Origin of the sequence: Bacillus cereus group sp. MG9 (assembly GCF_040459995.1) — a bacterium.
Lineage (GTDB): Bacteria > Bacillota > Bacilli > Bacillales > Bacillaceae_G > Bacillus_A > Bacillus_A mycoides.
Window position 1 is genome coordinate 1,620,847 of sequence record NZ_JARVHC010000001.1, and the last position, 13,166, is coordinate 1,634,012.

Sequence of the window (13,166 nt, forward strand, 5' to 3'; positions counted from 1 at the left end):
GATACGCGTATAATGATTGTTATATGTGAAAACGCATTATTAAAATAAAAAAATGTTTTACGAAAACGAAAAAGGAAGGGCAGGAATATGGGAGACGAAAATCAAGGATTAGCTAGACCGCAAAGGAAAAAAAGGAAGTTTGATATTTCTAGCCCCTTTGGCATTGTAGTAGGTTTCGTTATTTTAATTGCAGCGATCATGCTTGGCGGTGGTGGAATAAAAGCTTTTAAAAATTTCTTAGATGTTTCATCTATTTTGATCGTTATAGGGGGAACAACAGCGACAATTATTGTGGCATATAGATTTGGAGAAATAAAAAAATATACGAAAAGTATTTTTACTGTTTTACATAGAAGAGAGGAAAATCTAGAACAGTTAACGGATTTGTTCGTTGATTTTTCAAAGAAGTCTAAAAAACATGGTTTACTCTCGTTAGAAGTTGATGGAGAGCAAGTAGACAATCCTTTTATTCAAAAGGGGATTCGTTTAATGTTAAGTGGATATGATGAAGCAGAATTAAAAGAAGTATTAATGAGAGATGTTGAAACAGAAGTATATGAGTTAAGAAAAGGAGCAACATTATTAGATAAGATTGGTGATTTCGCTCCAGCGTGGGGTATGATAGGAACTTTAATTGGTCTTATTATTATGCTTCAAAACTTGCAAGATACATCGCAAATTGGTACAGGAATGGCAGTTGCTATGTTGACGACATTGTATGGATCTGTTATTGCAAACATGATTGCAATACCGTTATCTGAAAAAGTGTATCGTGGCATTGAAGATTTGTATACAGAGAAGAAGTTTGTAATAGAAGCAATCACAGAGCTTTACCGAGGACAAATTCCTTCTAAGTTAAAGTTAAAACTTGATACATACGTATATGAAACGAAGATAAAAAAAGAAAAACGAGCAGCCTAATATTTCAAGGAGTGGTATGGTGATGATAAAACGACCGCAAAAAGGATCGCCTCGTTGGATGACGACTTTTACTGATTTAACGATGTTGTTATTGACTTTTTTTGTACTATTAGTTGCTACATCAAAACAAGATACAGTAAAATTATCGAAGATGCTTGAAAAGTTTAGTGATGCAGAACAAGTGGATGCGAAAGTAATGGAAGGTACAATACCAGATATTTCACATGAAAAAAATGATGAAAAAGCAGTTTCAAAAAAACGAATGGATGAATTGTATAAAAAGTTAAAAGCATATGTAGATAATAATGGTGTTAGTCAAGTGAATGTATATCGAGAAGATACAGGTGTTAGCATCGTTATAGTAGATAACTTAATATTCGATACAGGCGATGCGAATGTTAAGCCGGAAGCAAAAGAAGTAATTAGTCAATTAGTAGGGTTCTTTCAATCGGTACCAAACCCAATTGTTGTAGAAGGACATACAGATAGTAGACCGATTCATAATGAAAAATTTCCTTCCAACTGGGAATTATCTTCAGCACGAGCAGCTAATATGATTCACCACTTAATTGAAGTGTATAATGTAGATGATAAACGATTAGCAGCGGTAGGATATGCGGACACAAAACCAGTAGCATCAAATGATTCACCGCAAAATTGGGAGAAAAACCGGCGCGTTGTAATATATATTAAAGAATAATATATTTCCATTTTATTAATAAAATAATAAAAATACAGAAATTCTTTTAAAAAAATATTAAATTTTCTCGTTTTATTTTGTATAATGAGTGAGAATGATAAGATGAAATATTAAGATATATTTATACATAAAAGGAGAGAACCGAAAAGAATGGCACATAAAATTTTAGTTGTAGACGATGCGATGTTTATGCGAACAATGATTAAAAACTTATTAAAAAGTAATTCAGAATTTGAAGTTATCGGTGAAGCAGAGAATGGGGTAGAAGCGATTCAAAAGTATAAAGAACTTCAACCTGATATTGTAACACTAGATATTACTATGCCAGAAATGGACGGACTTGAAGCATTAAAAGAAATTATGAAAATTGATTCGAGTGCAAAGGTTGTTATTTGTTCTGCAATGGGACAACAAGGTATGGTATTAGATGCAATTAAAGGCGGGGCAAAAGACTTTATTGTAAAGCCATTCCAAGCCGATCGTGTTATCGAAGCTTTAACAAAAGTAGCAAATAGCTAATATAGAAGGGGTGCCACAAAGAATCAAATCAATGATAGCGGATAGACGTGTGGCCCCCTTTTTTCTCGTTATAAAACACTAAATTGTTATACATAAATGAAATGTTTGTTAGACAGGTAGGGGATTAAAATGCAAACAGATCTATTAAATATATTTTTTGAAGAAGCAGAAGAACATTTACAGTCGCTAAATGAAAATGTGCTAAATTTAGAACAGAATCCTGCCGATATGGGTGTTGTAGGGGAAATATTCCGCTCAGCTCATACATTTAAAGGTATGTCTGCGAGTATGGAATTTGCGGAAATGGCAGATTTAACTCATAAGATGGAAAATGTTTTAGACGAAATCCGTCATGGAAATATGATGGTGAATGCTAATATTATTGATGTTATTTTTGAGTGCATTGATAATTTAGAAAAGATGGTTACAGATGTGCAGCAGGGCGGAATGGGTAATATTGATGTTGTATCTACAAAGCATAAATTAGAAGCATTATTAAATGGGAATGTAGAAGCTTCTATGGAACAAGTAGAGCAAAGTAGTATAAACAATGATGATACAGTTTCACATGAAGTATATATAACCGTCGAACAACAAGCCATTTTAAAAGCAGTACGTGCCATTATGTGTATTGAAGCATTACAAAATGTAGGGGATATACAAAAAACGGTTCCAAGCATTGAAGAAATCGAAGCGGATGCTTTTGGATTTGAGTTTACAGTATATATGGATACTGATCGTAGTGTTGAAGAATTGAAACAGGTGGTGCTTCACGTTTCTGAAATTGAGAAAGTAGAAGTGAAGCAAGGAAATATAGCTGAAGAAGGAATCGTACAATCTATTGCAGCAACGCAGCTGGATCCATCTCTAGAGGCACGAACTCCAACAGCTAGTACTACACCGGCTAAAAGTAATACAAAAACGAAAAATGCTAAAGTAGAGAATCGTTCTATTCGTGTTCAGTTAGAAAAAATCGAAAGATTAATGAATATGTTTGAAGAAAGTGTAATTGAGCGTGGACGAATTGATGAATTAGCAGAAACGATTCAAAATAAAGAGTTAATCGAGCATTTAAATCGATTAGGGGATATTTCAAAAGATATCCAAAATGTATTATTAAATATGCGTATGGTACCGATTGAAACGGTCTTCAATCGTTTTCCACGTATGGTACGTATGTTAGCGAAAGATTTAGGTAAAAAAATCGATTTACAAATTAAAGGTGAAGATACTGAAGTTGATAAAATTGTTATTGACGAAATTGGTGATCCACTCGTTCATTTAATTCGTAATGCAATTGATCATGGTATTGAAACTGTCGAAAACCGACGTGATGCCGGGAAAAATGAGACAGGTACTATTAAATTAGAGGCGTTTCATAGTGGAAATCATGTCGTAATTCAAATTACTGATGATGGAAATGGTATTCATAAAGGAAAAGTATTAGAAAAAGCGATAAAAAATGGTGTTGTAACGGAATCAGAGGCAAATAAATTAACGGATCGTGAAGTGTTTGATCTTATCTTCCAACCGGGATTTAGTACAGCGGAAGTTGTATCTGACCTTTCTGGACGTGGGGTTGGATTAGATGTTGTTAAACATACGATTCATAGTTTAGGTGGGCATTTAATTATTGATTCTGAAGAAGGAAAAGGAAGTACATTCAGAATTGAACTTCCTTTAACATTGTCTATTATTCAATCAATGCTTGTTCAAACAAATGATAAGCGTTATGCCTTGCCTCTTGGCAATATTGCTGAAGCCATTCGAATTAAGAAAGAAGACATACAATCGTTACAAGGGAAAGACGTTTTAAACTATCGCAATCAAATTATTGAAGTGAAACATTTAAGTACTGTATTTGGTGAAAAAACAGTAGATGAGGCGTTCGCATCATATGATAGTCAAATGGTTCCTGTGTTAATTGTTCGTAATACACATCGTAGCTATGGACTTATCGTAAACACAATTATCGGTCAAAGAGAAATAGTTTTAAAGTCATTAGGTGATTTCTTTGCAGAGAGCTCTAACTATTTCTCTGGTGCGACAATTCTCGGTGATGGACGAGTGGTCCTCATTTTAAACCCAGAAGGTTTATAATAGGAATGAAGGAAGCTCCCCACTTGTATACAATTGGGGAGCTTTTTGGGTAGAATTAATAATATAAGTATATGAAAACCGTCGTTTACACATATTGTGGAAGTAAATACATGTTCACAATTCGGATGATAAGTTTGGTAAAATATAACGAGTGTAATAGAGAGTTTAAATCATTTGATAGAAAAACAAAAATGAGGAGGCAGGAAAAATGCCTGAGCAACACACAAAAGGGGATACTGGCACAATTGTGCTAGAAAAAGAAAATGAACATTTAACGCCTCAAGAATGCGATATTCTTGGTGAGATTGCTAATATATCATTTGGTTCAGCTTCGACTGTATTATCAACAATTTTAAATAGGCAAGTAAGTATTACTGCTCCTCAAGTAGAATTGGTAGATTTATATGATACAAGTGATGTTGAAATTCCACATGTTGTATTAAATATCCATTTCACAAAAGGATTAGATATGGAAAATCTTCTTGTTCTTCAACAAGATGTTGCTTTATCTATTGCTGATTTAATGATGATGGGAACAGGTGAAGTTGAAGAGGGAAAAGAGCTTGGTGAATTAGAGCTAAGTGCAGTACAAGAAGCTATGAATCAAATGATGGGATTCGCAGCAACATCTATGTCAGAATTCTTCCAAGATACGGTAGACATGTCTCCGCCAACAATTAAAGTTGTGCAACTTACAGAAGAGATGGAGAAGATTTCTGGTATTAATGGGAATAATATGGTTGTTAAAGTATCGTTTGAATTAAAAATAGATAATCTTGTGAATTCTCAGCTTGTACAGGTTGTTTCAGTTGAACATGCGAAGCGAATGATAAATAAATTGTTACAATTATCTGGTGGTGTGGAAGAAGAAATAGATGAGCCGGCGGAAGTGCAGGAAACTGAGATTGTAGAAGAGCATGTAGAAAAAGAGCAATTAACACAAGAAGAGAAAGATGTGCTTGGTGAAATTGCGAATATTTCAATCGGTTCGGCTTCAACAGTACTATCGACGCTTTTAAATCAGCCTGTCACTATTAGTACACCAAATGTAGAGGCGATTAATGTTCGTCATTATGAAGGAGTACCGGTTCCGTTTGTTATTTTAAATGTCGATTTTGTTGAAGGACTAAAAAATGAGAATGTATTCGTATTTACGAAAGATGTTGCTTTAACAATGGTAGATTTAATGATGATGGGAACGGGTGAAATTGATCCGGAGAAAGAGCTAAGTGAATTAGAGTTAAGTGGCATTAAAGAAATTATGAACCAAATGATGGGGCATGCTGCAACAGCGATGTCAGAAATGTTTAAAGAAAAAATGGATATGACACCACCAGACGTTAAATTTGTTTCTTTAAAAGAAGAAATGGAATATTTGGGAGAGTCGATGGCAGTTGACGAACTCGTTCAAATTACTTTTAATCTTGAAATTGGTGATCTCCTTCAATCAAAGATGTATCAAATACTACCGATATCAGAAGCGAAAGAAATGGTTAGAAGACTTCTATATCCGATGGTGGAAGAGCAAGAAGAAATAGTTGAGGAAGTTGTTGAAGAGGAAGAAATTCCTGCACCAGTCGTACAGCCAATTGAATATAAAGAAGTCAAGCAAGTTGAGCCAGTATATATGGATACATCTATTCTACAAAATGTAGAAATGAATGTTAAATTTGTATTTGGAAGTACAGTGAGAACAATTCAAGATATTTTAAGTCTACAAGAAAATGAAGCGGTCGTACTTGATGAAGATATTGATGAACCGATTCAAATTTATGTGAACGATGTATTAGTGGCGTATGGAGAACTTGTAAATGTAGATGGGTTTTTCGGAGTAAAAATGACGAAATCGCTATAAGGCGTCAAAATAGGAGTTTGAACAAATAGATGAAAAACGTAAAGTTTTTTCTAGTTAGTTGGCTATTCTTACATATATGTATATTTTTACCATCGCAAGGACAGGCAGAAGAAAAAAGTGTACAAGATCAAAATATAAGCGAAATGAATGACCAAGAGGGAAAAAATAAAGAAGTTCAGGAACAGCCGGAACAAGTGGAAATGCCCTCGGTTGAAGATGAAAAAAAAGCAGTAGAAAATGAGCAAGGGAAAGAAAAAAAAGAAGAAAGAACGATAGAAACAGACCGAGGGGTTATTACAGTTAATAAGCAGGAGCTAAAGGTTGGCGAAGAAGTGCGGATTGCTGTAGAATCAAATGAAAAAAACATTCAAAGTGTAAAAGGCATATTACAATTACAAAAAAATGGTGAGCAGTACAGACAAGAGAGAATAATATCTTTTGAGTATGAAGAAGAAACGAAGCGATGGATCGCTAATTATAAGGCCGGAATATATGATTTACAAGGTGATTGGAACCTTAGGCTCGTTGAAAGCTATAAAGAAGATGAGAAGGAAGAAGTAATAGAGAACGAATTAAATGTCCCGCTCATTCGTATAAACAATGAAGCACCAACTATAGATAAAGAATTGCCAAAGTTAGAGAAAGTTAGTATTGATGAGGAAAAAGGGAACTTAATTGAACGGAAAAAGGGAGAATCCGTTCATATACGAGTACAAACGGTAGATATAGAATCGGTTGTTAAAGAAGTGCGCGTTATATTAAAAGGAAAAGAAGACGGTAACGATATTACTTTTTTATTAGACTATAATAAACGCGACATGGATTGGCAGAAAATATTTGAAATAACAGAAGCTTTACCTGTTGGGCCGCATCAACTTATTGTGGAAGTAACAGATGGGGCAGGTAACAAACTTGTGACAGAGAGTGAATATATCGTTTCTATCATCGAACAAAAAGTGAAAGATGATGAAAAGATAGAAGAGCAAGAGAATCAAAATGAAGTAGAAGATAAGAAAGAAATTGAGAAGCAGGAAGATCCGAAAATAGAGATGCCGCTTCCAGAAGAAAAACTTCCAGTTGTTCAAATTCCAAAGCAAGAAGAGAAAGTGAACTCTTATATAAAAGAGCCGTTGAAAGAAAAAGAGGAAATCAACTACGTTATAAAAGAGTCGTTAACAGACAACAAGGAAGTAAATAATGTGAAGGTTCATAAAGAGAAAAAAAGCGGAAATGACAATCAAGTCGTTTCTAAAAAGAAAGAGAAAATAGAAGAACAACAAGAAAAGAAAGAGGAAAAAAGTGAGCAGGGAGTACAGGCTTCTAATGTGTTTGCTGTTATGTCAGGATTATTTGTACTATTTTTAGTTTTAAAGAGTAATAAAGAGTGGGGCTAATAATTTGATAGTAGTGGAGGCGCTTAGATGGAAATTAAACGTACTACAATTGAAAATAAGACGCTACACCCATTAAAACAGCCTGCAGCTATTTCAGAACATGAAATTCAAAAAGAGCGAAAACGGAGTAATCTTGTGTTTACCGGGCGGTCCCAAATCATTTCGAAAAATAATGAAATAGGGATTCTACTTGCGAGTTTAGGTGATGGAAAGATTGTAAAAGATATGCTTTCTAAGGAAATGGATACGGTGTTGCAGTTGTTTTCAAAGCTACATATGTTGTCTGAGGAAGGAAAGCAATCGGAAAAAATATATGAACAAATTGTTAAAAGTTTGCAGGGGCTTATTAAACAAGCTCATATAAAGGGAGTTCCGTTATTAGACGGAACGTATGATTTCGCTGAAGTGCAGCTTTCGTTTGGAAGAAAAGTGCATATTCCGTTACTTGATGTAAGTGCGCTCATTTCTAGAGTGGAACAAGATACATCAGAAGGAAATACGAATTTAATGATAACAGTTATTACAGCTTACATGACAAAATTGTCTAATGAAACAATCTTAATTAGCGGTACAGATCGTATTTCTAAAGAACGTGATGTGAGCGTGTGGAGAGCACTTGCAGAAATGAATATGACGCAATTATCTCATGCGTTGAAACATACGATTCAAGAGCATAAATGGTCTGTTACAGCTCTATTTCTCTTTATATGGGTTATAGGTATCATATTGATTCGTATTATATAATAAAAAAAGGTCGTCATTTCAATTATGACGACCTTTTTCTATATTTTTTCGTAGAAGAATGTATCAAAACGCTGAAGGTTGTAGCGTTCGGGTGTTAAAATTTGTTCTGTGCTACCAACGAATAGTACGCCGCCTTTTCGTAAAGAACGACTAAACTTTTCATAAAGCTTTATTCTTGCTTCTTCTGTAAAGTAAATCATTACATTTCGACAAATGATTAAATCGTAGTTCGTATCAAATGTCTGCATTAATAAATCATGTTGTTTAAATGTAACTTGCTGTTTAATATTTTGATGCAATATATATGTATCATCTTCTTTTGTGAAATAACGTTGTTTTAAATCATTAGGTAATTCTTTCAAAGAGCGTTCTGTATATTGACCACGTTTTGCAGTTTCTAAAACATGAAAATCAAGATCCGTTGCTTGAATGTCATAACGAAACGGAGCTAGATGCTTCGATAATATTAAAGAAAGTGTATATGGTTCTTCACCGGCAGCGCAAGCAGCACTCCAAATTTTTAATTTACCGTTATTTTGTTCAAGTAGCTTTGGTAGAGCTTTCGTCTCTAACGTTTGCCAGCGCTCTTTATTTCTGAAAAACTCTGATACATTAATTGTAATATAGTCAATAAAACTTAAAAATAACGTTTGATCGGTGCGTAAATTATTTAAAAAATTTGTGTAATTTTCAAAACCTTTTCTCGAAATGAAAGCGTCGATTCTTCGGCGCATTCTATCTTGCTTATAGGAAGCGATATCCATATTAAAGTGCTGTTTAAAACTTACGACAAATTGATTATAATCTTGTTCAGTTATCATATTTACAATAGGCACAATAACGATATTGTGCCTCCCCCTTTACATCATACGAATTTTTTGTTCAAAGCTTTTTTTCATCTGCTTTTCATGTAAGCCTGGTAAATCATAAATAACAGCATCAATTCCTGCTTCTTTTGCAACGTCAACGGGAATGACAGACGTATGTTTATCTCCGTTATAAAAACAGAGAACTAAATCGGTATCTTCGACAATTTGCTTTACAAAAAACATATAATCTGATCGATAAATGGAGTCGGAAGGATGATCAAAAGCAATATACTCGGCTCCGTGTTTTTTTAAGTAATCAACGACTTCTTGAAATTCGTCTGTTAATACTTGTAACGGTTGTAGTGTGTAAAGACATAAATTTTGAGCAAGTCTTTCGTTTTCAATGAAGAAACGAAGAACCTCATTTTCAATAGATTTATAACATAATATGTAAATTTTATGTTTGTGAGCATAGTCAATTAAAAATTTTTTTATTTCTTCCTGATCTAATGCTGTTAATTGATTTGAACCACAAAGAAAAATATTCATAGATTTGTGCCACCTCATGCTAAATTGTAACATATCTTCTATAAAAAATAACTGCAAAATATCATTGTACAGAGTATAATTATAAATAACTAGATTTTACGATTAAGTTTAGAAGGAAATAAAAAAATAAATAGGTGATATATATGCTACGTTCTATCTCGCATAATCCAATTTTATCGCATATACCGCCTGCTACTCAAATGCCGAAAGAAGCAAATGTCAGGACAGGACTTGCTTTTTCGGATAATTTGCATGCAGATCCGAAAAACGATAAATTGTTAGAACAAATGGAAGCACTTGTTGATAACATTGGAGAAATTAAAGAGAAAATCGAATTAGAGTTAACGCTCGATAATGTAATGGAATACAAAAATACTGTAAAATCATTTTTGAATTTTTACGTTGATAACGTATTGCAGTATAAAGATGTTATGTCTCGTCATCCGCGTTACGGATATTCGCAGAAAATGACGATCGTAAAACAAGCTGAAATGGGATTAACTGAGTTAGAAGATGTTATGAATTTAATTAATACGAAAACAGGGCATTTAGAAATGTTAAATCAAATTGGAGAAATTCATGGTTTGATTGTAAATTTAGTCTTGTAAAGGAAAGGAAGCTATATGTACATACAATTATATGAAAAGCTCGTTATTATTCAAAAGGCATATGAAAATATTCAAACGCTTGGGGAACAAATATATGAGAATTTAAAAAATAAAAATGTAAATGCAGTTCAAAAGTTGCAAGTAGAGCAATTGCAGTACATAGAAGGTGTTAAAGGATTATCGCGATCTTTTGAGGAAATGGTTGTTCAGCTTTGTAAAGAAAAACAAGTTGAACCGTTGCGTATGCGTTCGCTATTTTCGTATTTTTCACAGGAAGAAAATGAAAAAATGGAAGAATTACAAAAAAGTTTAAATGAATTAGAAGAAAATGTAAAAATGATTCTTTTGAAAAATCAATATTACTTAAACGTACTATTAAAAACTACAGAAAGTATTGTGGATTCCGTTTCTGAATACAATTTGGAGAAAAACAATAATTCGCAAATCTTCATGAATGAACTATTGTAAAGGAGAAGTGAAGCATTATGAGATTATCTGATTATAATACGCCGTTATCTGGTATGCTAGCGGCCCAAATGGGATTACAAACGACAAAACAAAACTTATCTAACATTCATACGCCGGGTTATGTTCGTCAAATGGTAAATTACGGATCTGTTGGAGCAAGTAACGGTCATACGCCTGAACAGAGAATCGGTTATGGTGTACAAACATTAGGAGTTGACCGTATTACAGATGAAGTGAAAACGAAGCAATTTAATGATCAGTTGTCACAGTTCTCTTACTACGCATATATGAATTCTACTTTATCACGAGTAGAGTCTATGGTAGGAACGACAGGGAAAAATTCATTATCTAGTTTAATGGATGGATTCTTCAATGCTTTTCGTGAAGTTGCAAAAAATCCAGAACAACCAAACTACTACGATACATTAGTTTCTGAAACTGGGAAGTTCACAAGTCAGATAAATCGTCTTGCGAAAAACTTAGATACAGCAGAAGCACAGACGACAGAAGATATTGAAGCACACGTGAATGAATTTAATCGTCTTGGTGCTAGTTTAGCAGAAGCGAATAAAAAAATCGGACAAGCTGGCACGCAAGTACCGAATCAACTTTTAGACGAACGTGATCGCATCATTACAGAGATGTCTAAGTATGCCAATATAGAAGTATCTTATGAATCTATGAATCCTAATATCGCAAGTGTTAGAATGAATGGTGCTTTAACAGTAAATGGACAAGATACATATCCACTTCAATTAAATAAAGAAAAAGAACCAATGTCTGTTGCGATTTATGGATCGGATATTCCTTTAAATGGTGGAGCAATTCAATCAGCGATAGATACGAAAGCGAAGATTGCTAGTTATAAGAAAAACCTTGAAGAATTAATGAGTTCTGTAAAAGGTCAAGTGAATACAGTGATGGGAAAAGATTTCTTCGTTGGAGATCATGCGAAAGATATTCAGTTAAACCCTGAGTTCGCAAAAGATGTTTCGAAAATGAAAATCTCCGCTGAAACAGCAAATAAACTAGCAGGAATTACAGATGGAGATTATAAAGAAGGTCTTTCTTATAAACAAGCATTAGACCAATTTATAGTTGGTGTAGCTTCTGATAAAAGTGCAGTGAATGCTTATCAAAATATTCATAAAGATTTATTAGAAGGTATTCAACAAGAAAAAATGAGTATTGAAGGCGTAAATATGGAAGAAGAAATGGTTAATTTAATGGCTTTCCAAAAATATTTTGTCGCAAACTCTAAAGCTATTACGACGATGAATGAAGTGTTTGATAGTTTGTTTTCGATCATTAGATAATGCGAAGTAGAAACGAAGCCCCTTTTTCTTTTATGTTTAGAGAGAGGGTCCTGCGTTGGGTAGAGGCGGACAGTGCCTATTAGTGGACCGAGCGATGTGAGACCAGAGATATGAAATGGTTGAAGGGTAAGCTAGCTAAGAGGAAAGCCATGTTTAGTGAATGCATCGCCCTCGTGTTAAATAAAAATGACAAAGCTCTCTTTTATGAGGAAAGAGAGTATCCGTCGTAGTGTAGAAGCAGAGAGCCGTATATAGTTGTGGTTGCTTCCCCGCACCAATTCAAATATAGATAAAGGAGAAGGTAAAGATGAGAGTATCTACATTTCAAAATGCAAACTGGGCAAAGAATCAGATGATGGATTTGAATGTGCAACAGCAATATCATCGAAATCAAGTAACTTCTGGGAAGAAAAATCTTTTTATGAGTGAAGATCCACTTGCGGCAAGTAAATCATTTGCGATTCAGCATTCGTTAGCAAATATTGAACAAATGCAAAAAGATTTAGCAGATTCGAAAAATGTATTAACACAAACTGAAAATACATTACAAGGTGTTTTTAAATCTTTAACAAGAGCGGATCAATTAACATTACAAGCGCTAAATGGGACGAATAGTGAAAAAGAATTGAAGGCAATCGGTGCAGAGATTGATCAAATTTTAAAACAAGTTGTATATTTAGCGAATACGAAAGAGCAAGGCCGTTATATTTTCGGTGGGGATAGTGCTGAACAGGTTCCATTTACAGAAGATGGTACGTATCAAGGTGGAAAAAATGATGTGAACTGGCAGCTAAATGATGGTTATGATTTAAAAGCATTTCGTAACGGAGAAGAATTATTATCACCAGTTATAAAAACGTTAAAACAGATGAGTGAAGCGCTGAATAACGGTGATCAAAAAGCTTTGCAACCGTTATTGGGAGAAAATAAGAAAAACTTAGATAGCGTCATTAACCGTACAACTGAAGTTGGTTCAACTATGAACACGATGGAGACGTTTAAAACAATTTTAAGCGAGCAAAATTTAGCGCTTCAAGAAAATCGTAAAGAAATTGAAGATGTTGATTTAGCGGTAGCAATTTCTGACCTAGCGTATATTAATGCAACTTATGAAGCAACGCTTAAAGCAGTTAGTACGATGAGTAAAACGAGCATTTTAGATTACATGTAAATGATAAGGAGT

13 protein-coding genes are annotated in these 13,166 nt (G+C 34.0%); 11 read left to right on the forward strand and 2 right to left on the reverse strand.

Annotated features, from left to right (window positions below; genetic code table 11):
• Nucleotides 1-87 precede the first annotated feature (87 nt).
• The 7 genes from QCI77_RS08345 to QCI77_RS08375 all read left to right on the forward strand — a co-directional run bounded on the left by QCI77_RS08345 (nucleotide 88) and on the right by QCI77_RS08375 (nucleotide 8,233).
• Nucleotides 88-921, forward strand: a complete 834-nt coding sequence (locus tag QCI77_RS08345; RefSeq protein WP_002012069.1) for a flagellar motor protein MotP — start codon at nucleotides 88-90, stop codon at nucleotides 919-921.
• A gap of 22 nt (nucleotides 922-943) precedes the next feature.
• Nucleotides 944-1,621, forward strand: coding sequence for an OmpA family protein (locus QCI77_RS08350; RefSeq protein WP_002012067.1), 678 nt, complete (start codon nucleotides 944-946; stop codon nucleotides 1,619-1,621).
• Between the two features lie 150 nt (nucleotides 1,622-1,771).
• On the forward strand, nucleotides 1,772-2,140 hold the full coding sequence (locus QCI77_RS08355) for a response regulator (protein WP_000940577.1): 369 nt from the start codon (nucleotides 1,772-1,774) through the stop codon (nucleotides 2,138-2,140).
• 129 nt (nucleotides 2,141-2,269) lie between these two features.
• The gene (locus tag QCI77_RS08360) at nucleotides 2,270-4,240 is read left to right on the forward strand and encodes a chemotaxis protein CheA (RefSeq protein ID WP_002012065.1); all 1,971 of its coding nucleotides are present in this window, start codon (nucleotides 2,270-2,272) and stop codon (nucleotides 4,238-4,240) included.
• Between the two features lie 208 nt (nucleotides 4,241-4,448).
• On the forward strand, nucleotides 4,449-6,095 hold the full coding sequence (locus QCI77_RS08365; protein WP_002086512.1) for a flagellar motor switch protein: 1,647 nt from the start codon (nucleotides 4,449-4,451) through the stop codon (nucleotides 6,093-6,095).
• A 29-nt stretch (nucleotides 6,096-6,124) separates the two neighbouring features.
• Nucleotides 6,125-7,489 (forward strand): transglycosylase, encoded by a 1,365-nt coding sequence (locus QCI77_RS08370; protein ID WP_353824743.1) that lies wholly within the window; start codon nucleotides 6,125-6,127, stop codon nucleotides 7,487-7,489.
• Nucleotides 7,490-7,516: 27 nt separating this feature from the next.
• On the forward strand, nucleotides 7,517-8,233 hold the full coding sequence (locus QCI77_RS08375) for a hypothetical protein (protein WP_002030922.1): 717 nt from the start codon (nucleotides 7,517-7,519) through the stop codon (nucleotides 8,231-8,233).
• 38 nt (nucleotides 8,234-8,271) lie between these two features.
• Here QCI77_RS08375 and QCI77_RS08380 read toward each other — a convergent pair whose 3' ends face one another.
• Together QCI77_RS08380 and QCI77_RS08385 are read right to left on the reverse strand one after the other, a co-directional pair.
• Nucleotides 8,272-9,054 carry a CheR family methyltransferase gene (locus QCI77_RS08380; RefSeq protein WP_353824744.1) on the reverse strand — a complete coding sequence of 261 codons (783 nt, stop codon included), beginning with the start codon at nucleotides 9,052-9,054 and terminating at the stop codon, nucleotides 8,272-8,274.
• Nucleotides 9,055-9,093: 39 nt separating this feature from the next.
• Entirely contained in the window at nucleotides 9,094-9,591 is a 498-nt protein-coding gene (locus QCI77_RS08385; protein ID WP_002030924.1) for a flagellar motor switch protein FliG, read from the reverse strand.
• Nucleotides 9,592-9,734: 143 nt separating this feature from the next.
• On the opposite strand from QCI77_RS08385, the gene QCI77_RS08390 reads away from it, so the two are divergent.
• From QCI77_RS08390 to QCI77_RS08405, 4 genes are all read left to right on the forward strand, one after another.
• Entirely contained in the window at nucleotides 9,735-10,199 is a 465-nt protein-coding gene (locus QCI77_RS08390) for a YaaR family protein (protein WP_002141107.1), read from the forward strand.
• 15 nt (nucleotides 10,200-10,214) lie between these two features.
• The gene (locus QCI77_RS08395; protein WP_002064619.1) at nucleotides 10,215-10,667 is read left to right on the forward strand and encodes a flagellar export chaperone FlgN; all 453 of its coding nucleotides are present in this window, start codon (nucleotides 10,215-10,217) and stop codon (nucleotides 10,665-10,667) included.
• Between the two features lie 17 nt (nucleotides 10,668-10,684).
• Complete coding sequence (flgK, locus tag QCI77_RS08400) at nucleotides 10,685-11,983, forward strand: flagellar hook-associated protein FlgK (RefSeq protein WP_353824745.1); 1,299 nt, start codon at nucleotides 10,685-10,687, stop codon at nucleotides 11,981-11,983.
• 307 nt (nucleotides 11,984-12,290) lie between these two features.
• A complete protein-coding gene (locus tag QCI77_RS08405) occupies nucleotides 12,291-13,154 on the forward strand; it encodes a flagellar hook-associated protein 3 (protein WP_012260663.1) in 864 nt (287 codons plus the stop codon).
• The last annotated feature ends 12 nt before the right edge of the window (nucleotides 13,155-13,166 follow it).